Here is a 24,743-nt window from a genome sequence, read left to right as displayed (position 1 = left end):
AAAAGGACCTCTCACCTCCGATGCGGCTGAAGTGAATCGATGACGACTAGCTTGAGTTGGTGCCCACCATTAAGGGGATGAGTCACAGGTGAATAGATCCTGTGAGTTGAGATCTCAGGTGATTTGGATCCAATCGCTTGGGATGAATAATAGGTGGTACCGCGGAGACGCCCTATGAAGCATTAATAATGCTTTGTAGGGCGTTTTTTCGTCAAATTTTTTCTAAATTGATCATGATGTTTACTTTAAAAAAGGGGTTGTTCGTATTATGAAAGAAGCAGTAGTGGCCAAAAAAGAGCAGAAAAAAGAAGAAGTAGCAGAACAAAACGAAGAAAAAATGTCTGTTAAAGACTATGTTTATGCTGTGTCCGCTGGGGTGTCTAATGCGGTTTTGGTAATGTTAGGCGTTGGTTTGCTGATCCAGTCGATAGCTAACTTTGTGCACTGGGATGCCTTATATCAAGTCGGGGCAATTGCCCAGTGGATGTTAGCACCGGCTTTTGGAGCGGTGATCGCAACCCAATTAAAAACTAATTCACTTGTCATGTTTTCTTCTATGATCTCAGCAACTGTTGGTGCAAATGCGGTGTACTTTACTAATAGTGGAGTCAATGGAGTTACACCGACTGGGAATGCAATGGCGCAGACTGCTCAGTCTGGTGTCTTTACATCGGGCCAGCCAATTAGTGCCGTTGCGGCAGGATTGATCGCTGCTTTAGTCGGCAAATATTTGACCGGGAAGACACCGCTTGACATGATGCTTGTTCCGTTTGGTGCAACTATGATCGGGGCGATTTCAGGCTTGGCTCTTGCTAGTGTGACGACTCCAGCCTTGAACTGGCTGAGTGGTTTTATCGCTCGGTCAATGCAGATCAATCCTATGGTCGGGGCAATGTGTGTCTCACTTGCTTGGGCAATATTCTTAATGACACCCGCGTCATCGGCCGCACTGGCAGTCGCGGTCATGTTAGATCCATTATCTTCTGGGGCTGCTTTGATCGGAACCACTTCCCAGTTTGTTGGTTTTCTGGTTATTTCTTGGCGCCAAAATAATTTGGGTGCTAATATCGCTCAAGGATTTTTGACACCGAAGATCCAATTCGCTAATCTGCTGGTAAATCCTTTACTTGCAGTTCCATCGTTTATTTCAGCTATTGTTGCCGCCCCGATCGCGGCGATCGCCTTTAATTTCAAGGTCAATTATTCGATCGCAGGTTTGGGATTAAATTCTCTGATCGCACCGATCAACTTGGCTTCGACGGACATGAACTTACTGGTGGTTTATTTGGTAATGGGGATCGGTGTGCCAGCGGTGATCTCATGGGTCGTGTACAAAGTAATGTTGAAAATGAGGTTGGTCCATGACGGACAATTACATGTTGAGGTCGTTTAATTTAAAAAAAAGCAAAAGAGGTGCGGAAAAAACTTTGCACCTCTTTTGTTAGCAACTACTTATAAAAAAATTTTTTCAGTCTTTGGGTCTGTCGTTAATTTAAGAAAAGATAAACAGGATCTTTGAAAATTATCAATGTCCACATTTGACAGTTCTGGTAGTAAATCAGTAACTTGGTCTGTAAATTCAGGAATCTTTGCAAGATCGTCTTCATCCAAAAATAATTCTTTGTCGGTAACCAATAAGGTCATTTTCATTTGATAGCGCAGATAATTGACCCAGCAAAAGTAAAAGAATTTTTCCTGTTGTTCTTTAGTTAGGTCGACCTCTAAAGTTTTTGAAAGAGTCTCGGTCAAAGCGCGGATCACCTCGGATACTTTGTTTGTAACGAAAAGTTTATCGTATCTAAATAAATATAAAACTTCTGTTATCAATAAACGCAGTTGTGCCTCACTCGTAGTGATGGTTTGTACTGTTTGCACGCCCAGATCTTGAAAGAGGGCCTTTCTGGTACGAAAATAGGTAGCTGGACTAACACCAGCATCCTTTTCTAGATCTGTACGACTTTGCGAGTCAGCATTCATAAATAAAAAAAGAAAGACTTTGAATCTAAATGAGTGCACCGCAGTATAGGTCACCATTTTTTGCAAACTGACGGTGTTTACTCCGCTGATATTTATAAAACTTTTTTGTCTGGGCCTCACATTTACTTTAAGCAAATGACTGGCGTTAATATTCTTGATAAGTTGTTTTAACTTGTAATTTGTTATTCCTAAAGATGCTGTGATCTCTTGGAAGGAGATCCACTCCTGTTGGTTTTTTAAGCCATATTCAATGAGCTTTAACTCGATATATTTGGAATGATCAGTAAAGGGTAAGTATTTATCTAACAAATGAAGCACTCCTTTATATTTTTACGTTCACTCTATTATATCGGCATAAAGTGCTAATTATTAAAAACAATTAATGATAAGCCTCATATTTTTTACAACCTAATAGAAAAAGTGAAACTTGTTTAAAACGTTTGCTGGGAAAATTCTTTTGCATGCCTTGCCCCTTCTCGCTATAATAAAGTACGAGTTGGCAAATTGAGAGGGCGCAAAACAATGAAAAAACAGAAGTTAAAAAAATTTATCGGAGGACTGATATTGTGTTTGGCAGCAACTTTTGTGATCGGCAAGATATCTGATCAAGTAGAGATTCAAAAGTCGTCGAATGGACCAAAGACTGAACAAAAACAAAAAAAGCAAAATAAAATTGCGCACAAGAAGGCGGAGAAGAAATCCCCACTGCGTCAACCGATCAATTGGCGTAAGTCTTCAGAAACAGCGCCTTATCCAGATTTGGATAAGGTCTCAGATTTCTGGGTCCATGTGAAGACGTCCAAGTCGCGTGTGTATTTAATGTCTGGTTCAAAGAAGATATACACGATGTATGCTTCAACTGGTGCAGGTGGAAAACAGGCAACACCTAAGGGTACCTGGCATATTCAACCGGAAAAGGGCGAGTTTTTCTATAATGGGGAGTCCGGTGAAGGTGCTAAATACTGGGTATCATTTAAAGACCACGGCGTCTATCTTTTCCACTCAGTACCGACTGATCAGAACGGCAACTTTATTAAAAAAGAAGCTAAGGAGTTAGGTAAACGGGCTAATTCACACGGTTGTGTTCGTTTATCTGTACCAGACGCCAAATGGATGTATGAAAATCTACAGACTAATACTAAGGTCGTAATTGATTAAAAATTTCGAGTTGTAATAACTCGCTGATAGAAAAGGGGAGCTATTATGGGTAAATTAGGGCTTTTTGGCGATGCTAGCAATGAAAAGAGAAATCAACGGATCATCAAATTACGTAATGCTTTCAACGATGAACGTATTAATACAGTCCAGCAGGCAGCTCAGTTATCCGGTTATACAGTCAAGACTGTGTCCAAATGGGCTAAAGACGGCAACATTCCTCTGCTAGATGAAGAAAGTGGTATGACCATTGTCTTGCAAACTGAGCAAAACCAGCGTTTGATCAACGAAAAAAGACAAATCGAACACATCAATTATTTAAGCATGATTTTTAATAAGCAAGAAGCAGTTACAGTTGCGGCTTGTGCGCAAAAAATGAATTATCCAGAAGAAACGATCATCAACTGGGCCAAAGAAGGCGACGTGCCTTTGCTGGTAGGAACGAATCAGACACTTGTTCCTTTAAATGATACTAATATTCCGGCATGGTTGTAGTGAGTAAGTTTGAGAGCCAAAAACAAAAGCTGTCAGGCAAATTAAAAGATGAAACGAAAAAAAGGTAAGACGCTCTTGGTGTTATTATTAGTATTGGTGGGCTTGGGAGCATTAAGTTATACTGGTTATAATAAAACTGAGTAAATTAGCGTTCCACAGCAAAAAGGACGTGTGCTCCGCTATTGGGGGCACACGTCCTTAAAACACTAGGAATGTAAGTTTTGTGGAGCGAGCCAACCATTATCTAATAATTGATGATAATTCTTTCCAACTGGGATCCATAGTGAGGCCTGGTAGATCCGTTGCATCTCTTCCCAGAACAATGAATCAAACTTCTCTTTTTTGGAAAGGTTCAAGGTCCAGCAGTCGCCTTTTTCTGTACAAACAAGGATGCGAGGGTAAAAGACACTGATAACTTTTGCAGCTACTATATTTTTGATTTCATTCGTTTGGTCTAATAACATTTAAAAACCACCTTTTATTTATTGATGAATTAAGTTTAACTTTTGCAGCTTAAATCGATCTAAAAATGGAAAACCAAACTTAGGAATTTCATGTTAGACAAGGATACCTCATTGATTATTTTTTATGCAAGAAAATTGGTGAAAGTCTAACTTATTTTTAGCTTGTTTTAGACTTTCTCAACTATCGTAAGAATATCAGCAAATGTTCTGCTAGTTTGTCCAGGCAGCCAAAAAAGAAATAATATTCCAAATATAAAGCAAAAACTTCATAGATAAGCGAACGGTATTTGAATAACGAACCGTTAAATGTTTACTTGTTAGTAAATCTTTTTATGGAAGATTTGGAGGTGGGAAGTTTATAGTTTGCTTTGTAAGCGCTTCGATGACACAAATTAGGTCATATTTTGTATAAAATGGAAAGAAGGAAACTTATATGAAAAACAAATGGGGGGAAAGTATCATCGCCTGTGGGGCGCTTGTACTCTCAGTCTGTTCAGCGCTCGGTTTTACACAACAGAAAAATAATGAGGTCATGGCAGCAACGACACTGAAGGAAGGTTATCAACTTAGTCAAACATTTCCGTTGTCCACAAAAGAGTTTGACAGCTCCCTAGTAACTAATCAAATCAGGAAATTTAATAGTTATGAGGGACAAGGCAATTTGCGGTTGAAGACGAATGATCCGCAAGCTTTTAAAATTTACGTTAATGGAAACAACGTAACTGCTAATTTGAAAAAGGATAGCTGGAAGAATGTTAATATTTCAGGTTTGACTCGCAATGGTAGTAATGATTTGCAGGTCAGCCAGGTCAATGATAATTCTAAAGCTAAGATGGAAGTCAAGGTTCCCTACCCAATACTTAAAGATAAAACACGTTTATATTCTGACAATGACAATTTCAGAATGATCGACCAGTTGATCAATTCTGAGATCAAACACGGTTTTACTTCGGCTCAGTTGGTGGTTACTAAGAATGGTAACATTATCAAATCCGGTGCCTATGGTCGCGTAAATTCATACGACCAAAAGGGGAAACGTTTGACAAATACTGCCAAGGTGACCCCGAATACCTTATACGACCTTGCCAGCAATACGAAGATGTACGCGACAAATTTTGCAGTCCAAAAACTAGTTTCAGATGGCAAATTAGACATCAACCAAAAAGTCAGCCATTTCTTCCCTAAGTTTGAAGACAAAAAAAGCGCTAAGATCAAGGGTAAAGACGATCTGACAGTCAAGGAGATACTGCAACATCAAGCAGGTTTCCCGGCTGATCCGCAATATCAGAATAGAAACTATGACCCGAAAGATCCAGATAAGCCAAAGAAGAATGCCAATAAAAAACTCTATACTCAGAATAGAAAAAAAGTGATGAGTAAGATAATTGCTACTCCGTTGGAATACAAACCCGGTACTAAGACGATGTATTCTGATGTGGATTACATGTTATTAGGTTTCATCGTTGAAAAGGTTACAGGCCAACGTTTGGACAAATACATGAAGCAAACTTATTATCAACCTTTGAACTTGCAGCATACGACCTTCCAGCCATTAGAACATGGATTTGACAAAAAACAGATCGCTGCTGGCGAGCTAAATGGTAATACACGTGATGGTGCAGTCAAATTTGATCATATCCGCAAAAAGACTGTTCAAGGCGAAGTTCATGACGAGAAAGCATTTTATTCGATGGGCGGTGTCAGTGGGCACGCCGGCTTGTTTGCTAATGCACGCGACTTGGCTGTTTTGACACAGATCCCGATGAATAAAGGTGGTTACGGGGACCATGCATTCTTTGATGAAGACACTAATGATCAGTTCGTTAAACCTAAGGATACTGACTCTAGTTTTGGTCCAGGTTGGCGTCGTGAGGGACATTTGTTATATTCATGGGGCTTTTCGCCACTATCTGACTCAAGTACAGTTGGTCACACTGGCTGGACCGGAACGCTGACGGTCATTGATCCAGTCAATCATATGTCGGTCGTTTTATTGACGAACACTAAGAATTCCAAAGTAGTCGATAATAAAAAGGACCCTAATGACTTCAATGGTGATCACTTCTTGACTGGACAATACGGGATGGTGTCCACTTTGGCATTTGACAGCGACAAGATAAATAATAGCGAAGCAAACGATGCTAAATTGATCGACATGGTGAACTCGAAGTATCGCAATATGAAGGACAATAAAAAGGACCAAGTAAAGGCCGATTATGACCAATTGTCCTCAATGCTCGATGTAGTCAAGGAGCGTCAGATTCATCCTGAAATGAATCAATATGCTCAAAGCGAACAATTTTCCAAGATTCAAAAGTTTGTTGCTGACAAATAATTAATTAGTAATACTTTTTAGCTCCACGTCACAGAGATGTGGAGCTGTTTGGCCTCAAATTGGCGGGAGTTAAGGTCGTTTAGCGACTTTTTGGCCCTGCATTTATAGAACATGGGACCAATTGCAGCTTTTTCGGCCCTACATCGGCCAGATATGGGTCCGTTTACTACCTATTTGGCCCCACATCGGTGGCATTTAGGGCCGATTAGAAGTTATTTGGCCCTAAATTGGGGCGACATTGGTCCAATTAGTGGCTATTTGGTCCCACATCAGTGGTATTTAGGTCCAATTACTACGTTTTTGGCCTCACATTTGCCAAATGTAGGGCCATTTAATTGCGCTTGTTTTTTAAATTTCATTTATTTGCAAGTAGTTTGTTGATCCTTTTAGAGACGTCCGAAGAGAAGTTTGCTGAATCTACCACTGATCAGTAATCAACTGGATAGAAGTATGGGAAGGCACTATCCGGTTAACGCCAACTGGATAAAGGTCAGCGAAAGTTCTCTCCGGTTACTGCCCGAACGAACAGAAGTAGTCCAAAGTTATCTCCAGCCAAAGACCGTACGAATAAACTTCGTAATTCCAAAACGGGTGGCAATGGTCTGGGATTATCGAGCGCCAAATGGATCGTTGATGAACACGCGGTCAGATCGGTGTACATGATAATTATCCAATGGCGCGGTTTTTAAGATTATTTTGCCAGAATGATTTCAGTACTGAGTAATAAAAAAGTTCTAATTTCGCACTTCAACTGAAGAAGAGAAATTAGAACTTTTTGTTTTATCTAAAATGGATTTGAGCCTGCACCGCCAGTGAAGAGTCCCTTATAGTCATGGGAAACATCAACGTTTCCTGCGTAGCTGCCACCAGAGATTTGAGCTGTTTGTGAAAATTGCCATGCACCAAATTCCGAGTGTAGTAGATTTTTGGCCGATGGTTGATATGGATATTGTGCGATCCATGTCTTATTTTGGCCAACAGTATTTATTACAGCTGAACGATACAAATATTTAGTATAAGTGTAAACACCATGATTCTTGTAACCGCCAGTGCTTAATTTACTCCAAAATGCCTTCAGGTTCGCAGCCACATTGTCATTTTGACTTGCTTGGCTTTCCATATCCGCAAAAATTTTGATCTTAGTATTAACTCCGTTGTTTTTCAGAGCTTTTATTAAGTAGTTAGCTTCAGTCGTTGCCTGAGCCTTGGTACTGAAATTAGCGTAATGATATATGTTAACGTTCAAACCGGCATTGGCAGCACGCTTCATTTGTGTGATCGCATATGGGTTAGTGTAGTTTGAACCTTCAGTTAATTTAACGATCACTGACTTAACACCTTTTTTAGCCAAAAGATTGTAGTCATTTTGGGTCATATTTGCTTGGTAAGATGAAACGTCGATAGCATCTTGGCTTGGACGTGTTTTATCACCGATGTTAAACACATCGGCTGTTTGTACTTTAGTTGAGACTCTGGAATTACTGCGTGTACCAGTAAATGGCTTGCCCGTGTATGACATGTCACTTGCGGCTGCTATAGTCATTGAGGCTCCCATAGAAACCAGCAAAGTCGCAGTAAACAGAAATAAAAATGCAATTTTATGTCTATTAACGGATAGTTGCATAGTGACCTCCTTTAAATTTGTGTAAATATTACCTTTTGTGAAACCTTATCATCTGTGGATATGAATTCAAGCACTTTTAGGCAATTGAAAGGTCACTGTAAAACAAAAGTAAAATGGTAAGAAGTGGTCGATAAAAGAAGGAGGCGGCAAAAAAGCCAAACAACAAGTTTTTAAGGACAAAAGACATGCTGCTTGGCTTTTTATTAGTTATTACGAATTTGATATTAAGTTTCTTTAGTCGTCTAATTCACTGGTTTCTTTGGATAAGAACTTGCCATTATTGGCATTGATCGATACTTCAACTTGCTTGTTAGATTGTTGAAATTCAACTTCCCAGTAGGTGATACCTAGGCTTTTGTTCAAAGAAATATCGGTTACCTTGCCAGATTTAACTTTCTTTTGCGCTTCTTTAACAGCTTTTTTCACTGAGAGCAAGTTCTTGGTTTTGAGCTTGTCTTCTTTACGCTTAACACCATCCTGTTCGGCCTTGTCTAAGTTTTCGGTCCCCTTGTCAGAAACTTTCTTAGAATTAGCATCAATTGTTAATTCATGTTCCTTTTGATTACCGACTCCTTCGACTTCGTAGTAGTATTTACCCATCTTTTTTTCCAATGATAATGATTTAACATCACTTTTTGGAAATTCGTCCTTGTAAGTTTTGATCGCCTGTTTGGCTGAGACATCAGTCTGGGTGATCTTAGGCTGCTTAGAAGTTGTCTGTGCATTGACGATAGTTTCAGTTTGTGTCGGTGCTATAGTGGTTGATTCAGGATCGTTTCCAGAAAATCCAAAGAATAAAGCACCACTGCAAGCAGTTAATAAAATCAAATTAGTTGGTTTACGAAGTTTCATTTTTAACACCCTTTCATTTGGTAAAAACTTCTCCCTATAAATTTTCTATGGTTTTGGTGGCTCAGGACCCTTTTCTTTGTCCGGTTCAGGCGGCTCAGGACCATCTTCCTTATCTGGTTCCGGTGGCTTTGGACCATCATCAGGTTTTGGCGGCTCAGGAGCCGGAGATTCTGGACCCTCAGGACCTGGTTCGTGTAATTTTTTCTTGATTTCATCAAGGTCTTCTTTAATGTCAGCGAGTAAGGCATGTTCATCTTTAGCCTGTTCAGCCAAGAAATGAACGGGGCCCGTTGCTTCATGCGGATGATTGGCACGGTGTAAGTTGTGTTTGCCCTTAGCACCTAAACGTAAGGCGACTGCCGGTAAGACGATTGCTGCGTGTATTGCGTTGGCAAAGACGATCCCACCAATAAAACCCAAAACACGAGCATTGTCGATTTTTGTTTTTGTATCTTTCATGAATGACTCCTCCTTGCTGAGCTTTTCAGTGTTAAGACTTGAATAACAAATTAAAATACTAGAAATTTGGCATTCTTTAATACACCTATATAATAACAAGAAATGGAAATGGTTAAAAGTAATGTGTGATGCTCACTGCAAAGAAATAAAATTAATTTAAAGTTGCGGAAGTTAAGATTTTGGTCTCATTGCTAACAAAATGCCTATTTGGTACACTTTTCTGTCATACACATGCTATAATAATTTCAAAATCCACGATGCAACGAAAAATTAGCTACATACAAAGGGCCTATCATAGTTGTTTTGTACGGAAACCAGTTTATGTTGAATGGTGTACAGGAGGCGCAATATCTTGGATAATTTGGCAATTTTGATCCCTTGCTATAACGAGGGCATTACAATAGGAAAAGTAGTTCAGGATTGTAAAAATTCAACTAAAGAAATTCCGAACACGAATATTTACGTTTACGATAATAATTCATCCGATAACACAGTCAAAGAGGCTGCTGCTGCTGGAGCTATTGTGAGACATGAATATCAGCAAGGCAAAGGTAATGTTATTCGGCGGATGTTTCGTGAGATCGACGCCAAGTGTTATATCATGTTGGACGGTGACGATACATATCCTACGGATGCTATACCAATATGATGAAGTTGGTCGTAGATAAGAAGGTCGATATGGTTGTTGGCGACCGTTTGTCTTCAAGTTACTTCAACGAAAATCAAAGACCATTCCATAACTTTGGAAATGTACTGGTACGTGGCACGATCAACCATTTATTTAAGAGCAATATTCGAGATATTTTGACAGGTTATCGTGCCTTTAGCTTTCAATTCGCTAAGGTCTATTCTGTTCTTGCGAAGGGTTTTGATATTGAGACAGAGATGAGCATCTTCGCGATCGAAAATAACATGGCTGTCGAAAATTATATTATTGATTATAAAGATCGTCCTAAGGGCAGTGAGTCTAAATTAAACACCTATAGCGATGGTCTTAAAGTTTTGCGTAAAGTGTTTTCTTTATATCGTAATTATCATCCGTTTACCTTTTACAGCATTATAGCCCTTCTCTTGGTTATTGTAGCAGTAGCACTTTTTGTCCCTAAAGTCTGGCTGCCATATATTGATAGTGGGCTAGTGCGTAATCTCCCTACAATGGTCGTATGTGGTTTTATGGTCGTGGCGGCTTTGATCTTATATTCAGCAGGGCTGATACTTGATTCGGTAATTCAAAAAGATAAAGAAGAATTTGAATTTAGGCTGCAGCAAATTCATGAAGACTTGATAAGAAAAAAGGGATCTTAATATTATGGTCAAAGACTTATTTCAGAGATATAAATCAATAATTGCCTATTTGTTTTGGGGCGTCGTGACGACCTTTATAAACATCGGTGTTTTTATGTTATGGATCCACCTTGGTGGCAATTATCAAGTCGGAAATGTAGTTGCGTGGATTTTAACTGTGCTTGTCGCCTATTTTTCAAATAAATTTTGGGTATTTGGCAGTCGTTATCAAGGCTTCAAAGCAATGGCAAGTGAAATGACGTCTTTTTTCTTTTTTAGGGGCGTCACTTTGATCATGGACGTCGCTATTACCTATGTAGGTATCTCTTTATTATGTTGGGATCCCTTTGTTGTTAAGGTGCTGGATAACGTATTTGTAGTCGTTTCAAATTATGTGTTCAGCAAACTTTTTATTTTTAAAAAGAAATAGGTTCTTTATCCATAATTCTGTTACAGAGGGGAATGTTTCGCACTATTATGAAAAAAAATTCAAGCAATTTTTTGGTAGCTCTCTTTTTAACGATCTTTCTTAATAATCGTCTGCAGCCAGCACAGATCGACTTAAAGGTCTATCGGCAGATAGATTCGCCGGTACTTCAGTTTTTATACCGGTTAGTCGATGATATTTTTTATCAGGTAAGTAACATTACTGCTGTTGATGGTTTAATACTACTCAGTATTTTTCTTTTACTTACATATTTAGGCAAAGGTACACATTGTAAACTTTCCAAATTTCAGCTATTTTTATCCGCCGTCCTTAGTTTAGGGATTGTTTTAAGTTTTTCATTTAGCTTACCGCTGGGAGAAAATGGTACATCTTATTTTTATTTGCTGATCGAAAATGGGGTGCAAACCATTAAAACTTTATGTACTTTTGTTAGTTGGTTTATTTTCTATAATATACTGCAGAAATATTTTGAAATTTTACTCATTAAACTGACGGACCATGTTGATCTAGGCAACTTCGGGAAAAAATCATTTGGAAAAAGGGAAAAGAATTCTCTGAGGAAGAAGTATTTTAAAAACTTCGGCTTGATCGCCTTAATGTGGACGCCATCCTTGTGGATCGACTACCCGGGTGTTTTAATTTATGATGGATTGACTCAGCTTTACCAATTTCACGGTTACGATCCTTTACGGACAGACCATCCTATCTCTTCAACTTTGTTCATCAATTATTTCTTTGACCTCGGCAAATTTTTGGGTTCAGCCAAGCTGGGGATCTTCTTAGGAGTTTTAGTACAGGGTATAATTTTGGCCGGTGCATTTGCAGCGGTGGTGACTCTTTTTCAAACTCTAGTCAAAAAGCGGGTAATTGGAAAAGCTTTGCTGATTTTAGTAGGAGTGTTGCCTGTTGTTTTGAGCTTCGTACCACTGGTTACTAAAGACGTTATCTTTACTGCAGCGTTTATTATGTTTAATTTTTATCTTGGTTATCTATTATTTGATCAACGTCCAAATAAACGGTGGTCGAGCGTATTTAATTTGGCGTTGTGGTCGACGATTGCCTTGTTATTTAGAAAAAATATTGTTTATGTGATGATCTTGTTCACCATATACTCACTGGTATTAATAGCATTTCGTAATAATAAGTACGTCAAACTGACTACCGTTTTAGCAGTAATTTTATCGATCGTCGTTTTTAAGGGTGTAGACCTAGGTCTAGCGAACGCATACGATGCCAATACTGAGACGCGTAGAAGAGAAGCATTATCTGTGCCTTATCAACAAACAGCCAGGTATATCAAGTATCATCGTTCTGAAATGACAAAATCAGAAAAGAAGAAAATTGATCGAGTGTTGGAAATAGATAATATTGGAAAAAGGTATAACCCGACTTTGTCCAACAATGTTAAACATTATGACAATGAGGATGCCACAAGTACCGAGTTGAAAGAGTATTTCCAAACATGGATGTATGAGTTTACGCAGCACCCAGACACATATTTTGAAGCCACGATCCAGCAAAATATCTCTTTAATTTCTCCTTTTGATACGAATGGGTACTTTACGCATTTAGATAATGCCTATCGACCAAGCCCCTATATGCGTGGCAGAAACCAATTCTTGACCAAAAACAAGCTTACAAGTTCAAATTTCATGTGGTCTCTTCAAGAGATAAAAGTCCAGTATTTTAAAACTTTCGATCATCTGCCGTTAGTTGGACTGCTAGATAACCCTGCTATATATATTATCGGGATCTTCTTTATTTTGGCACTTGCAATCAAGTTTAGGTTAAAGAAAACAGCGTACTTGCTGACGCCAACCCTTTTTTTACTTTTGACGCTCATCGCTGGCCCGATAGTCCAAGGGTATACGCGATATACTGCTGTGTTTGTTTTTGTATTTCCGATTTTCCTATTGGCATTTGCGGTAGAAGTCAAGCAGGTCGGCACCAAGGACTCGATCGAAAGGTGGGCCGAGCTTGACCGACGCAGAAAAGTGGATAAATGGCTGAAATTTTAAAAGGATAAAGTGTGCGAGCTTGTAATACAAAATTATTTTAATATGAAAAATATTAATCAAAAGGGTCAGACTCTTAAACGTCCAAACAAAAGGGGAGCTGACCTTTTTGAATCATGCATTAAAGAGGAAAAGCAAGAGTTGCAAATGTGTCATAGTGCTAGAAGTGGTGTAGTAGCTTATAATTAACTCATGTTTTTTAATTATTAAAGCGACCTGGCGTGGATCTTGGCGATTTTTAATTATGTCGAAAATGAAATTGCTACAGATTGGCACCACGAGTATACTATGTATAATGTAATTTTGATGTAAGAAGTTGACTAAGTTAGTTAGTAATAAAAAGATTAGGAGCGAGTATTCGTGGGCGTAATGAAAAAAGAGAATTCAAAACTTCAGCTAATACTGTGGGCTGCGGTCATGGGGATCGGAATGGCAGCGATCTTTGCTGCTTTATTCTGGAGTTCTGGTATACCTTTGTTTGGAGTAGCCAAAAAACCATCGCTTTACTACGCTGGTTTTAGGGTCGTCCAAAATCTGAGTGGTATTTTTATCAACTTTCTGTTGCTGTTAACGGGGTATATAGTTGCTAAAAGCGGTAAATCAAATTTTCGGTTTGTTATCCAGCAGTGGTTAGTGGTCTTTTCTTTAGGGACCATATTATTTGTCATTTTTACATTTGTTTTTCAAAAGACAACATTGCCTAACCTTTATAATACGATCCTTCCTTTGGTTAGAAATGTTTATCCTTTATTGACGGGTGTATTTTTGGGGCAATTGTCTCTGCCGTTTTTAAAGACCCTGTTAAGAAATTACAATAGCAAGATGCTGTTTCATGCCTTACTCTTAGTAGGAGCAGTACCAACGATCTTCAACAAGAATATTTTTGGTTTAGGCAGCGGTGATACTGCTCTATTTGGACTTTATTTGTTTGTCGTTGGTAGTTTATTTGCATTAAGCAAACGCAAACTTATTGTCAAACCATGGTTATGGATGTCCATTTGTTTAGTGGTATCCATTGGTTTGAATATTTTGATGCCATATATTACATATGGTTGGCGAGTCTCGCTGGGTAACGCTGGGCGCTTTACTCAAAATGGCTCTGGTTTTATTTTACTTGCAAGTATCTTCTTGTTTGCCGGTTTGAAAAAAACCTTAAATCAACTTCAGATCAACTTGATTGGTAAAGAGCAGATCCAACACATCACACTTTTTACTGTTGGCGTATTGATGATCAGTTCACCGATCATGACGAAGTTTATCAATGATGTCAACGTTAAGTTGCCTTTTGGAACTGTTATGCAAAAGGCCGTTGTAACTTTGATCGAAGCTGTATTGATCGGGATCGTACTGTTCTTGGTCGAGAGTTTGTTGAAAGTGATTTTTGATAAATTAGATATTGGAGCTAAATATCAAGGAAAAAATATTTTGCAAGCGATAGAAATTGCGGGTAAAGATTTCAAAAAGTTTCTGCATTCCCGCAACTTCATTGTGATCGCAACCTTTTACCTTGTTTCATTTCTGTCGCTGTTATTGATGAATGATGCTGTGGTCGTTGACCAAAACACACAGATCCGAATGAACATCTTTACGTACACTTTCTTCACTCGTCAGCAGATGATCTTGATGAATGTTTTGCTTATGTTTGCTATATTCGCAATACTACGTCTGATCTTCATCGGTAGATATTGGGCACCATTTATGATAACTACTTTATTCACCGTTGTCTGGGCGATTGCTTCTAAGATCAAGCTGATTTTGCGTCAGGAACCGATCTTGCCTGCTGATATGTCTGAGGTTAAGAATATTGGCAGTCTTCTTAACATGATCAATGTCAAATTAGTCATACTTGGCGTCGTGTTAATAGCTGCTTTTGCCGGTTTTGCCATATATATGGAAGTTAAACATCCAGGTAAAAAGTTACATTTTGGTAAGACAGTTTTGTTTGCAGCTATATCATTGGTATGCTTAAGTGGTAGTTTTTTTGCCAACACGGCTAATTCGCCATCTAAAATAATCCTAGATCTTTTTCATGATAACCGTTTCTTTATTAATCAGACAAATGGTGCAAGGATCAACGGGCCATTAGTTCAGTTTATCAACAACATTGATGTTGATATTATGGAGAAACCACAAGGGTATTCTCGTGCCAAAATGCAGCAGATCTACCGTAAGTACAATACTGCAGAAAAGCAAATCAACGCTAGTCGGAAGAATAAGATCTCTGACCAGACAGTGATCATGGCTTTGAGTGAAAGTTTCTCAGATCCAAGAAGAGTACCAGGGTTGGAAATCAATAAAGACCCTATGCCATATATCAGGTCTTTGAAACAAAAAACGACCTCAGGTTTGATGATCAGCGGAGGCTATGGCGGCGGGACTGCCAATATGGAATACATGGTCTTAACAGGCTTTGGTTTGGCAAACTTCTCGCGAACATTGGCTACACCATATACTCAACTGGTTGACTACATGAAAGAAGCCCCCTCAGTGGCAAAGAGCTTCAAGTATGGTGCTGCGATCCATCCATACGAAGGCGTTTATTATAATCGGCCAAATGTTTATAAAAAATTTGGCTTTGATAAGTTTGCTTATTTAGGAAGTAAATATCCTATTCGTGACAAGCATAAATTGGATAATAGTAATTATTTATCCGATGGAACAGCCTATGATAATGCTGTAGATCAAATCAAGCAGCAAAAGGGCGGTCAGTTGCTCAATTTGATCACCATGCAAAATCATTTGCCTTACAATTCAGGAACTTATAAGGATCGTGGCTTCCGAGCTTCTGGTCCAACGGCATCTAATGCAGCAGATCGCACAGAGATCGAAGAATATACAACTGGCATGTCTTATACTGATAAGGCGACAAAATCGTTTATCAAAAAGCTTGATCAAATACAAAAACCAGTTACTTTGGTTTTCTATGGTGATCATTTGCCTGGTATCTATTCCGGTGTTTCTCAATTAAAATATGGCTTACAAATGCATGAAACTGACTATTTTGTTTATTCAAACAAATATGCACGTGACCACGGATTTGGTAAGGAGAAAATGAATAACGAAACTACAAAGATCACCAGTCCGACTGATTTTTATGCACTGGCTATGGAACAAACCAATTCAAAAGTCGATCCATACTCGGCTCTTTTAACCAGAGTAATGCATGACTTGCCAACGTTTGGCTCTGCCATCTTTAACAAGAAATACGATTTTGTCGATGCGAATGGTAAGGCAGTTCCAGAGAAGAATTTGTCAAAAAAGCAAAAAGATTTAGTGCAAGATTACCGTTTGGTCCAGTATGATATGACTACTGGACAGCAATATTTGGCCAAAACGAACTTTTTCAGCAAAAAGCATTAACTAGTTGGTGCTGTTTCATTTTTTTCAGATCACTTGGTCAAATTTGTAAGATCATACTGGCACATCTAGCCGCTTTTGTACGTGAGTTTGCCAAACAAACGTACAGAAGCGGCTTTTTTTTGAGACTGAGTCTGGTTTAGAGCCGTACATCGAGACGATCAGTGGCTCATATTTGGTAATTGAGCCAAAACTCAAGGCAAACGACGGCTCAAACCGGGCATTAGAGCCGTAACTTGTGCTGACTAATGGCTTAAACTGGACTTTAGAGCCGTACATTGAGGCAATCAGTGGCTCATATTTAGTTTTAGGGCCATAACTCGAGGCGAATAACAGCTCAGTTTGGCATTTAGATCGTAAACCAGGACAAGCACCGGCAAAAGTCGACATAAAGGTAAATTTGGGGACTTAAAATCTTGCATCATTCAACATACACAGCCTGAGCTTAGGACTTTATCAAAGAATTAGTTAATTTTTAGACAATAATTTGATAACCATCCTCTTTCTTTGGTAAAATTAAGTGTTTGCTATGTATGCGGATATTGTTTGGTCAAAATGACCAACTGCTTGGCAGAAAGATAAATCATTAGCTTTTTGAGTTAAGAAAAGGGAATAACTATTTAGCCTTAATTTTGCTAATTGTTAGGGAATGGGTTCTAATAATAAGGGGAATTTCCAAGTGGTCTGGAAAATGTTAAAAAGATATAAATCTTTCATTATTTACGTATTTTGGGGTGGAGTAGCCACTTTGGTAAATATTGGGACTTTTATGTTTGGGTTAAAAATAGGCTGGCATTACCAAACTAGCAATGTAATTGCTTGGCTTTTAGCGGTGTTTGTGACTTACTTTTCGAATAAATTTTTAGTTTTTGATTCTCCTTATAGGGGGATCCCTCAGCTTTTGCGTGAATTGTTTTCTTTTCTAGTTGTTCGTTTATTTGCACTCCTACTGGATATGATAATCATTTGGTTAGGGTTTAAAGTTTTACACTACAACGAGCTGCTTGTTAAGGTCTTTGATAATACCGTAGTTGGGATCGTAAATTACGTAGTTAGTCGCTGGTTTATTTTTGATGATAAGAATATTTGAATAACCTGTACTGGATACACCGTTGGTTGTCATTTCCAAAGGTGTATTTTTTAGGTGTTGGACATGGCCAATTAAATAAGAACCATCGGATAGACTAAATATTTTCTACAATATTTTAGACTAAGCAAAAAATCATCCGTGGATTTTTTAAATTTAAAGTAAGATTGATGAAGAAAAGTGCTACTGTAATTTGAAATATGTGATAATACTCGGGTGATAAGTAGGTGGTATGTGTGAGAATATGTCAAACAGATATCTTAAATCCCCAAATCGATTGGAGTGTAGACAAAATTATTATTCGGACCAATTCAGAGCTGAATTTGTTGGAATTGGCAAACGATAACGTAAATTTTTATGGATTATATATATCACTATTAAAGCATGATTTCATGCTTTATTTTCATAGTGCAGAAAGATCTTATTTTATCAAGAGAAAACTGATCTATAGTATTTGGCAGCGAAGAGACCTTCTACTAGGGGGAGAAACATTTTACACTGTGGAAGAACCTGTGGCCAGACGAAATGGACAAAAGAATAGGTTGGTGGTGGCTTTTTCTTCGATGCCGCTTAATGATGATACTATTTCTTCCAATATCCCCAACAGGTGTTTTTTTCGCAACTATCCATCTTTAGCAAAACATTTGCTGCCAAACACCTATCTTATTCGCATTATGGACTGTAATTTAACGTGCGGTAGTTATTACCTTAATACATCTAATTACAATAATTTTGAAACGGATGTTCAAAATATTATCAAGACAAAGGCCTATGATTTAGGAGTTGGTCAAGATGATATTGTTTTGTTTGGGATCTCCAAAGGTGGAACTGGGGCTTTATACCATAGTATATTAGGTGATTACCATGAAGTCTGTGTCGATCCACTATTTTCTTTGACCAAATATATTGCAGATGGAGATTCACACTTTACGCAACGAGAATTTCCTGAAAAATTAACGCCACTATTTAAAAGGGGGCTTATACAGCATAATCCAACACGCACTAAAATCATTATCGGTGTTCCAACGATCCGCGAGAACTACCATGAATATGCCCAACTCGAACAAGCAGGTATAAGAGTCGTCGATGTGATTGACGAAGATATAAAGAAACATGGTGAGATCGGCAGTCGGACTATGATCGAACAGGTAACTTATATCAATGGAATGTTACTGGGTGACATTTGATATTATTGACAACTAGCGTTAATATTTTAGATACCTTGTAGAATTTAAACTGCAATAATATAAACTTTTTTAATAAAAATTGCAGTTATTGGTAAAGAATTGTATAGTTTACTATGTGTAGGTCGCGTTTTGTTTAGCAACGCGAAATTGAAATACGAATGATCCAAAAGTGGAGGACTAACAAATGAAGAGAGTAATTACATACGGCACATTTGATTTGCTGCATTATGGGCATATTGAATTATTAAAACGCGCAAAAGCTTTAGGAGACTATTTAGTGGTTGCTTTGTCCACAGATGAATTTAACTTGGAGAGCAAACATAAAAAGTCTTATTTTTCTTACGAGAAAAGAAAGCAGCTTCTTGAGGCAATCAGATATGTGGATCTCGTGATCCCTGAGGAGAGCTGGAATCAAAAGGTGTCCGATGTCAAGTTATACCATATCGATACTTTTGTCATGGGTGATGATTGGGTCGGTAAATTTGACTTTATTGAAGAACAAACAGGTGCAAATGTTGTTTATATGCCGCGGACCCCTGAGATCTCAACAACTAAGATCAAAGAAGAACTAAAACGTAAGAAGTAAGGAGATAGGTGTCGTAATGGAAAAAAGTGTCGCATTAATAGGATTTAACATCTTTTCTCCGGGTGGGACCACTCGAAGCAATATAAATAACATTCATGACTTTTTGGCCGCAGGGTATCAAGTTGATTATTACAACTTTAGAGAATTTTCACGTATGGATATTGTTAAGCTGGTACGTGAGAATAAGTTTTTGGAACAGACTCATTTTCATGAGTTAACGGAGATCAAGGAAGAATTGGTTGGCAAGTATGTTTTTATTTGCCGTGAAAACTTCTTTCCTTTAGCTCAATATATTCGTTTCAATTATCCAGATAAGATCTTGATCGGTGAAATGCATGCGCCGTTGGCATTAACTGATAAGGCAGACCTTGTTCCTAACTTGAAATATTTTAATTTCGTACGTGTAGCGACAAAATCTGTTCAAGATACCTTAAGAAATGAATATGGCTTTGACCGGACCTACGTGCAAAAAGTCAGCTTAAGCCATTTGAATATCGAACCTTCACCTAACTTTAAAAAGTCGCGGCGTGATGTGTACGGAAATGCTAACTTCTTAGTTAAATCACGTTTTGATCAAGTTAAAGATATCCCTTATGCTATCAAATTAATGGATAGGCTAGTCAATCAGATGGGGCGGAAAGACTTTCGCTTTTTTGTTAACGGCTATGGCCCCGGGCAAACTATGATCAAGAATTTGATCAATTATTATAATTTGAAAGATTTTGTTTTTATGAATGAACGAGAGCCTGATAATTATATGTATTTGTCGACGTCCAGACTTGAAACTTTAGGATACTCGATCGCAGAAGAATTCGCGTTGGGTCATGCAGTCGTTGCATACTCTGGTGATGATGGTGTAGTTCGCGAAAATTTTGGTACTTTCCAAAACTGTCTGTGGATCACAAAGGACATGGGGGCTGATGCACAACAAGTGATCCAGTTTGCGGACCAAGAAAATTCAGAGAAAGGCTACCGAGCAAATCTTGACCGTTTAGCTGACTTTACTGATAATTACGTTAAATATTTTGAAGAAAATACCCATATCGTAAATGATGCAACTATGCCTAAAGCGTCGGTCAACTTAGATAAGCTGCTGGATACGATCGAAACGACTTCTTTAGCTGATGAGCTGACTAAATACCGTAAGATATATTATAAGATGAAAAAGATGCCAGTTATTGGTAAGATTGTTTCTAATGCTGGTTTAAAGTCAGCTGCTATGAAGATCCTTTCGGCGCTTACTGGAAAGGGCAAAACAAAGGATGAAGTTAAAGTCCAGGTTGACGAGAATAAGTTTTTTGTTGAATCTTTCCACGGAGAAAACTTCTCTGGTGATCCGAAATACTTGGCACTAGCAGTCAAGGAACGGATCCCTGATGCAGAAATATATGTTAGTTGTGCTAATCAGTTAGTTGAAACTGTGGTCAGCAATTACGGCTTTAGGCCTGTTAAGGTAGGTTCTTTAGGGTACTTGCAATCATTTAAGAAATGTAAGTATGTTTTTATAAATGGTAATAGTTTGGATAAAGCCGGCAAACAGCCAGATCAGGTCTTTGTTCAAACATGGCATGGTTTTCCAATGAAGAAAATGGTCAATGATTTGGAAAATAGCAAGCAACGAAAAGAAGAATCCAATGCCTTTGCACCACGGATGTTGAAGTGGAATTATTTACTGACATCGTCATCTTATAACACAGAGTTGTTGACTAGCGCTTTTGATTTGAAAAAAAATCATGAGCTGCAAATTTTAGAACACGGAACGCCAAAAAACACTTACTTACTTAGAAATAAAGTTAATTCGCTTGAAAAGGATAAGATTTACCAGAAGTACTTTAATAAACCTTATGACACAGATAAGAAGGTCGTACTTTTCTGTCCAACTTGGCGAAAAGACAAACGTGATAGTGTTTCTGACCTTGATCTACGGCAAGTGATCGACCAACTGCCCGATAATTATGAGTTGATCGTAAAACTGCATCCTTTGGAAAGTGGATTGCGTGAGTATTATAGTGGGCTAGATCCTAGGATCAGTTGTTTTTATAACGAGTTGGTCGATATCCAAGAATTATACTTATTAGCAGATGTCTTGATTTCCGACTATTCTTCAGCAATGTTTGATTATTCGGTTCTAAACAAACCGATCGTTGTTTTACAAGAAGACGAAGAAAACTATAAAAAGAATATTGGTTGGTATTTCGATATTGAAGAGAAGTGCCATTTGGTCGGTAAAAAATACTCCGAAGATGAGCTTGCTGCTGAGATCATTCGAGATACTACCGAAAATGTTAACTTGGAGTATGATAAACTGATCAAGGAAAAGCTATTAACTAATGAAAATGCTGATGCGACAACAAAGGTCTTGGACGATATTTTGAGGCAAGAATGAAGTAAAACTCGCTAAGATCGTTGTTTCTCATGTCCGCTTTTAATAGCTCGAACGAATGAGAATATTTTATGAATTGAGTTAAATAAAAATTATGAAAAAAATTAAAGTTAGTGCAAGATTACTTACAAAAGAGTTTGACCTGTATAAAACTCGAAGTGAACAAATAAAAGCTATTTTCGCCTTAAATAGAAATAAGGTTCCTAACTTTTGGGCTTTAAAGGGTGTGAGCTTTGATATTTATGAAGGAGAAGCTGTTGGGATCGTTGGGATCAATGGTTCTGGTAAGTCGACCCTTTCAAATGTTATTTCGCGAGTTATCCCACAGACTTCTGGGTCTCTAGAGGTTAACGGTAAGGTTTCGGTAATTGCTATTGGGGCAGGGCTCAATGGTAAATTATCTGGCCGTGAAAACATTCGCCTTAAAGCTTTGATGATGGGGCTGACCAATAAAGAAGTTGACCAAGTCGAAGAAGACATCATTGCTTTTGCAGACTTAGGAGCTTTTATTGACCAGCCAGTTAAGAACTACTCCAGTGGGATGCGTTCAAGATTAGGTTTTTCTATTGCTATTCATCAAAATCCTGATATCTTGATCATTGATGAAGCTTTGTCAGTTGGTGACCAAACGTTCTATCAGAAATGTATTGAAAAAATGGTTGAGTTTAAGAGTGAAGGTAAGACCATTATTTTTGTCAGTCATGCTTTAGGACAGGTCGAGGCATTATGTGATCGGACGATTTGGATGCACTATGGTGATTTAAAAGAAGACGGCCCGACTAAGGAAGTTCTTGCACATTATCGTGCATTTACAAAGGAATTTAATGCTTTGTCCGTTGCAGAGCGGCGTAAATATCAACAAGAATACAAGAATAGGCAAACCAATTTTAGTTTACAGAAGTTGGACCAAAGAGTCGAAGAGAAGGAACAAAAAGATAACAGCTTTGAAATTAGTTCTGATCAAAAGACGAATCTGTTAAAACGGACTAGGACTGGTCAAGGTTTATCATTTATTTCCTGGGCCCTTTTGGCGGTACTAGCAGTAACTTGTATTTTTCTAGGAACACACATGGTGACAACTTTTGCCCAAGATCCTAATAATGGTTCTGCTATCAACCAAGAAAAGGTTGCAGCACTGGTCAAGAAGGAAAATAGGGCTGCTAAAAAGGCTAACAAAAACAGTTGGGCTGATACGCAGCAGATCAACGGAACTAAGTATCAGTTACAGGATATGTATAGTTTCCAAAAGGGAGATACCATGGAAAAAGTTGCTAAAAAGTATGGTATTTCGCAAAAACAACTAATAAAGGCGAACCCACAAGTTACTGGGCGAGTTAAACTTGGTCAGGTATTGTTGATTCCTGCCGCAGAAAACTCCAAGTAATAACAAGACTCGTAACGTAATTTAAGGATTTATGGTGGAGATTAAAAATATATGAATGATATGATCGTTGTTTTAAAAGAACAATTTAAAAATATAGGTATGATCGCGAGGGTTTCAAGGTATGAAGAGCGAGCAACATACCAAAGCCATTATCTGGGTATTCTCTGGGAAATATTGAACCCAATGATCCAGGTCGGGATCTACTATCTGATTTTTGGTTTAGGTTTTTATGGTGGGCGTTCGGTCGAAGGTGCACCGTTTATCGTATGGATGATGTTGGGACTATCAGTCTGGATGTTTATGAACACTACTATATTGGGGACTTCAAATAGTATTTATACAAAGATGTATTTGATCTCGAAGATGAACTTTCCGGTCAGTGTGTTGCCAAGTGTTAATATCGCGGCAAACTTGCCGGCGTTCTTTGCGATGTTTGGGGTTTCAGTAATAGTGGCTCTGACTCAAAATGTTATGATCACTGTTAAGTGGGTACAATTTATTTACTTCTTTATTTGTATGCTCGCGTTCCTCTTTAGTTTAGGGATTTTTAGTGCTACTATGACTGTGCTTATCCGAGATTACCATATGGTACTTCAGTCAATTTGCCGGGTTTTGCTCTATATTTCAGGAGTGATCTGGAACATTAAGGATGCTAATTTCCCTCCACTATTGAAAGCGATCCTGGAATTGAACCCAATTTTTTACATTATTGATGGCTTTAGGAATGCCTTGTTAAATGGGGATTGGTTCTGGGTCGATTATCAACACACGATTTTTTTCTGGGCATTTACTCTCCTGGTGTTCTTTGTTGGGGCACATTTGCATACCAAGTTTAGAGCACGGTTTGTTGATCTGTCGTAGTTTTCAAGGCGGAATTATTAAAGTATAAAACGAAAACAAAATATTTTATTAGATAAAAACCATAACGGGAGTTTAGGGATCAAGCAAAATAGATCGTTGAACATCCTGTTGTGGGTTTATTTAGTTTTACGAAAAAATTGTAATCTGAATTTACCGTCTGATTTACCTTTCCAAACTGCGTGTCTAACTAGCTAACAGCTAAAAATGCTATAATACGATCGTAGACAAAAAAGAAAATCATGCGCTAACATGAATTCTTAAAGTGCATCAAAAAAGTTAAACATTTAAATAAGCTTTAACTTATTAAGGCCTGTTTTTAACATCTGAGAAATCATTTAATGTTAATAAAGCGAATTGTATATCAGGCAAGATAGGTAAATTAAAATAACTGCTAAAATTATGATAAGATATTTTAAAATAGTAACTAATTTGGTCAAAACGAAAAAGGATTAAGCATAATACTTATCAATCATCAATGTGAAAAGATCTTGGGTAAAGAATAAACTCAGGAGAAGACTACTATGTCAGAGAAAACAATAAAGATTCATATTTTTCACACAGGATTGGTCAAGGTTGACCGTGCTTTGCCTTTTCATGGGCAATATCGAAACCCATTGGCTTTTACAGGGCTTTTTAGAACTGAAAAAAATCAGGTGGTATTACCAGTTTCTAGTTATTTAATTGAACATCCAAAAGGTTTAATTCTTGTTGATACAGGATGGAATAAATTAGTTCGTAGAAGCAACTTGAAAGAGTTAGGACTACAAGTACAGATCAATTAGGGGTATTT

The 24,743-nt window shown here is 38.0% G+C and carries 19 protein-coding genes and 1 pseudogene; 15 read left to right on the top strand and 5 right to left on the bottom strand.

The window, feature by feature from the left end; genetic code table 11:
• Positions 1 to 337 precede the first annotated feature (337 nt).
• The gene (locus tag AC3XNE_RS02405) at positions 338 to 1,393 is read left to right on the top strand and encodes a PTS sugar transporter subunit IIC (protein ID WP_489833361.1); all 1,056 of its coding nucleotides are present in this window, start codon (positions 338 to 340) and stop codon (positions 1,391 to 1,393) included.
• Positions 1,394 to 1,452: 59 nt separating this feature from the next.
• Here AC3XNE_RS02405 and AC3XNE_RS02400 read toward each other — a convergent pair whose 3' ends face one another.
• Positions 1,453 to 2,286, bottom strand: a complete 834-nt coding sequence (locus AC3XNE_RS02400; protein WP_489832656.1) for a hypothetical protein — start codon at positions 2,284 to 2,286, stop codon at positions 1,453 to 1,455.
• Between the two features lie 213 nt (positions 2,287 to 2,499).
• Here AC3XNE_RS02400 and AC3XNE_RS02395 point away from each other — a divergent pair, with 213 nt between their 5' ends.
• Positions 2,500 to 3,135, top strand: a complete 636-nt coding sequence (locus tag AC3XNE_RS02395; protein ID WP_489832655.1) for a L,D-transpeptidase — start codon at positions 2,500 to 2,502, stop codon at positions 3,133 to 3,135.
• A 45-nt stretch (positions 3,136 to 3,180) separates the two neighbouring features.
• Positions 3,181 to 3,627 carry a hypothetical protein gene (locus AC3XNE_RS02390; protein ID WP_489832654.1) on the top strand — a complete coding sequence of 149 codons (447 nt, stop codon included), beginning with the start codon at positions 3,181 to 3,183 and terminating at the stop codon, positions 3,625 to 3,627.
• 206 nt (positions 3,628 to 3,833) lie between these two features.
• Here AC3XNE_RS02390 and AC3XNE_RS02385 read toward each other — a convergent pair whose 3' ends face one another.
• Entirely contained in the window at positions 3,834 to 4,091 is a 258-nt protein-coding gene (locus tag AC3XNE_RS02385; protein WP_489832653.1) for a hypothetical protein, read from the bottom strand.
• A 433-nt stretch (positions 4,092 to 4,524) separates the two neighbouring features.
• On the opposite strand from AC3XNE_RS02385, the gene pbp4b reads away from it, so the two are divergent.
• A complete protein-coding gene (gene pbp4b / locus AC3XNE_RS02380) occupies positions 4,525 to 6,426 on the top strand; it encodes a penicillin binding protein PBP4B (RefSeq protein ID WP_489832652.1) in 1,902 nt (633 codons plus the stop codon).
• Positions 6,427 to 7,210: 784 nt separating this feature from the next.
• On the opposite strand, the gene AC3XNE_RS02375 is transcribed toward pbp4b, so the two are convergent.
• The 3 genes from AC3XNE_RS02375 to AC3XNE_RS02365 all read right to left on the bottom strand — a co-directional run bounded on the left by AC3XNE_RS02375 (position 7,211) and on the right by AC3XNE_RS02365 (position 9,361).
• Positions 7,211 to 8,050 carry a GH25 family lysozyme gene (locus tag AC3XNE_RS02375; protein ID WP_489832651.1) on the bottom strand — a complete coding sequence of 280 codons (840 nt, stop codon included), beginning with the start codon at positions 8,048 to 8,050 and terminating at the stop codon, positions 7,211 to 7,213.
• A 234-nt stretch (positions 8,051 to 8,284) separates the two neighbouring features.
• Positions 8,285 to 8,902 carry a PepSY domain-containing protein gene (locus AC3XNE_RS02370; RefSeq protein WP_489832650.1) on the bottom strand — a complete coding sequence of 206 codons (618 nt, stop codon included), beginning with the start codon at positions 8,900 to 8,902 and terminating at the stop codon, positions 8,285 to 8,287.
• A 45-nt stretch (positions 8,903 to 8,947) separates the two neighbouring features.
• Entirely contained in the window at positions 8,948 to 9,361 is a 414-nt protein-coding gene (locus AC3XNE_RS02365; RefSeq protein ID WP_489832649.1) for a hypothetical protein, read from the bottom strand.
• A 352-nt stretch (positions 9,362 to 9,713) separates the two neighbouring features.
• Between AC3XNE_RS02365 and AC3XNE_RS02360 the strand changes: the two are divergent.
• From AC3XNE_RS02360 to AC3XNE_RS02310, 11 genes and pseudogenes are all read left to right on the top strand, one after another.
• A pseudogene (locus AC3XNE_RS02360) lies at positions 9,714 to 10,666 on the top strand (glycosyltransferase family 2 protein).
• 4 nt (positions 10,667 to 10,670) lie between these two features.
• On the top strand, positions 10,671 to 11,075 hold the full coding sequence (locus AC3XNE_RS02355) for a GtrA family protein (protein ID WP_489832648.1): 405 nt from the start codon (positions 10,671 to 10,673) through the stop codon (positions 11,073 to 11,075).
• Between the two features lie 47 nt (positions 11,076 to 11,122).
• Positions 11,123 to 13,111: a DUF6020 family protein gene (locus tag AC3XNE_RS02350; RefSeq protein WP_489832647.1), complete on the top strand. Its 1,989-nt coding sequence runs from the start codon at positions 11,123 to 11,125 to the stop codon at positions 13,109 to 13,111.
• A 366-nt stretch (positions 13,112 to 13,477) separates the two neighbouring features.
• A complete protein-coding gene (locus AC3XNE_RS02345; protein ID WP_489833360.1) occupies positions 13,478 to 16,468 on the top strand; it encodes an LTA synthase family protein in 2,991 nt (996 codons plus the stop codon).
• A 688-nt stretch (positions 16,469 to 17,156) separates the two neighbouring features.
• Complete coding sequence (locus tag AC3XNE_RS02340; RefSeq protein WP_489832646.1) at positions 17,157 to 17,555, top strand: GtrA family protein; 399 nt, start codon at positions 17,157 to 17,159, stop codon at positions 17,553 to 17,555.
• A gap of 224 nt (positions 17,556 to 17,779) precedes the next feature.
• On the top strand, positions 17,780 to 18,739 hold the full coding sequence (locus tag AC3XNE_RS02335; protein WP_489832645.1) for an XcbB/CpsF family capsular polysaccharide biosynthesis protein: 960 nt from the start codon (positions 17,780 to 17,782) through the stop codon (positions 18,737 to 18,739).
• Between the two features lie 184 nt (positions 18,740 to 18,923).
• Positions 18,924 to 19,325, top strand: coding sequence for a glycerol-3-phosphate cytidylyltransferase (tagD, locus tag AC3XNE_RS02330; protein WP_489832644.1), 402 nt, complete (start codon positions 18,924 to 18,926; stop codon positions 19,323 to 19,325).
• Positions 19,326 to 19,341: 16 nt separating this feature from the next.
• Positions 19,342 to 21,711: a CDP-glycerol glycerophosphotransferase family protein gene (locus AC3XNE_RS02325; RefSeq protein ID WP_489832643.1), complete on the top strand. Its 2,370-nt coding sequence runs from the start codon at positions 19,342 to 19,344 to the stop codon at positions 21,709 to 21,711.
• A 91-nt stretch (positions 21,712 to 21,802) separates the two neighbouring features.
• Complete coding sequence (locus AC3XNE_RS02320; protein WP_489832642.1) at positions 21,803 to 23,092, top strand: ATP-binding cassette domain-containing protein; 1,290 nt, start codon at positions 21,803 to 21,805, stop codon at positions 23,090 to 23,092.
• A gap of 51 nt (positions 23,093 to 23,143) precedes the next feature.
• Entirely contained in the window at positions 23,144 to 23,953 is an 810-nt protein-coding gene (locus tag AC3XNE_RS02315) for an ABC transporter permease (RefSeq protein WP_489832641.1), read from the top strand.
• A gap of 521 nt (positions 23,954 to 24,474) precedes the next feature.
• The gene (locus tag AC3XNE_RS02310) at positions 24,475 to 24,735 is read left to right on the top strand and encodes a hypothetical protein (RefSeq protein ID WP_489832640.1); all 261 of its coding nucleotides are present in this window, start codon (positions 24,475 to 24,477) and stop codon (positions 24,733 to 24,735) included.
• Positions 24,736 to 24,743 lie beyond the last annotated feature (8 nt).

Source organism: Ligilactobacillus sp. JN-6 (Y).1, assembly GCF_058111525.1.
The sequence above is the reverse complement of the archived record's forward strand: the minus strand, read 5'-3'. Positions and strand labels throughout refer to the sequence as shown.

Excerpts from the sequence above, each read along its gene's own strand:
- pbp4b (WP_489832652.1), top strand. The coding sequence starts at position 4,525 with ATGAAAAACAAATGGGGGGAAAGTATCATCGCCTGTGGGGCGCTTGTA.
- AC3XNE_RS02355 (WP_489832648.1), top strand. The coding sequence starts at position 10,671 with ATGGTCAAAGACTTATTTCAGAGATATAAATCAATAATTGCCTATTTG.
- AC3XNE_RS02320 (WP_489832642.1), top strand. The coding sequence starts at position 21,803 with ATGAAAAAAATTAAAGTTAGTGCAAGATTACTTACAAAAGAGTTTGAC.
- AC3XNE_RS02405 (WP_489833361.1), top strand. The coding sequence starts at position 338 with ATGTCTGTTAAAGACTATGTTTATGCTGTGTCCGCTGGGGTGTCTAAT.
- AC3XNE_RS02370 (WP_489832650.1), bottom strand. The coding sequence starts at position 8,902 with ATGAAACTTCGTAAACCAACTAATTTGATTTTATTAACTGCTTGCAGT.
- AC3XNE_RS02365 (WP_489832649.1), bottom strand. The coding sequence starts at position 9,361 with ATGAAAGATACAAAAACAAAAATCGACAATGCTCGTGTTTTGGGTTTT.
- AC3XNE_RS02395 (WP_489832655.1), top strand. The coding sequence starts at position 2,500 with ATGAAAAAACAGAAGTTAAAAAAATTTATCGGAGGACTGATATTGTGT.
- AC3XNE_RS02340 (WP_489832646.1), top strand. The coding sequence starts at position 17,157 with ATGTTAAAAAGATATAAATCTTTCATTATTTACGTATTTTGGGGTGGA.
- tagD (WP_489832644.1), top strand. The coding sequence starts at position 18,924 with ATGAAGAGAGTAATTACATACGGCACATTTGATTTGCTGCATTATGGG.
- AC3XNE_RS02315 (WP_489832641.1), top strand. The coding sequence starts at position 23,144 with ATGAATGATATGATCGTTGTTTTAAAAGAACAATTTAAAAATATAGGT.
- AC3XNE_RS02385 (WP_489832653.1), bottom strand. The coding sequence starts at position 4,091 with ATGTTATTAGACCAAACGAATGAAATCAAAAATATAGTAGCTGCAAAA.
- AC3XNE_RS02375 (WP_489832651.1), bottom strand. The coding sequence starts at position 8,050 with ATGCAACTATCCGTTAATAGACATAAAATTGCATTTTTATTTCTGTTT.
- AC3XNE_RS02325 (WP_489832643.1), top strand. The coding sequence starts at position 19,342 with ATGGAAAAAAGTGTCGCATTAATAGGATTTAACATCTTTTCTCCGGGT.
- AC3XNE_RS02310 (WP_489832640.1), top strand. The coding sequence starts at position 24,475 with ATGTCAGAGAAAACAATAAAGATTCATATTTTTCACACAGGATTGGTC.
- AC3XNE_RS02390 (WP_489832654.1), top strand. The coding sequence starts at position 3,181 with ATGGGTAAATTAGGGCTTTTTGGCGATGCTAGCAATGAAAAGAGAAAT.
- AC3XNE_RS02350 (WP_489832647.1), top strand. The coding sequence starts at position 11,123 with ATGAAAAAAAATTCAAGCAATTTTTTGGTAGCTCTCTTTTTAACGATC.
- AC3XNE_RS02345 (WP_489833360.1), top strand. The coding sequence starts at position 13,478 with ATGAAAAAAGAGAATTCAAAACTTCAGCTAATACTGTGGGCTGCGGTC.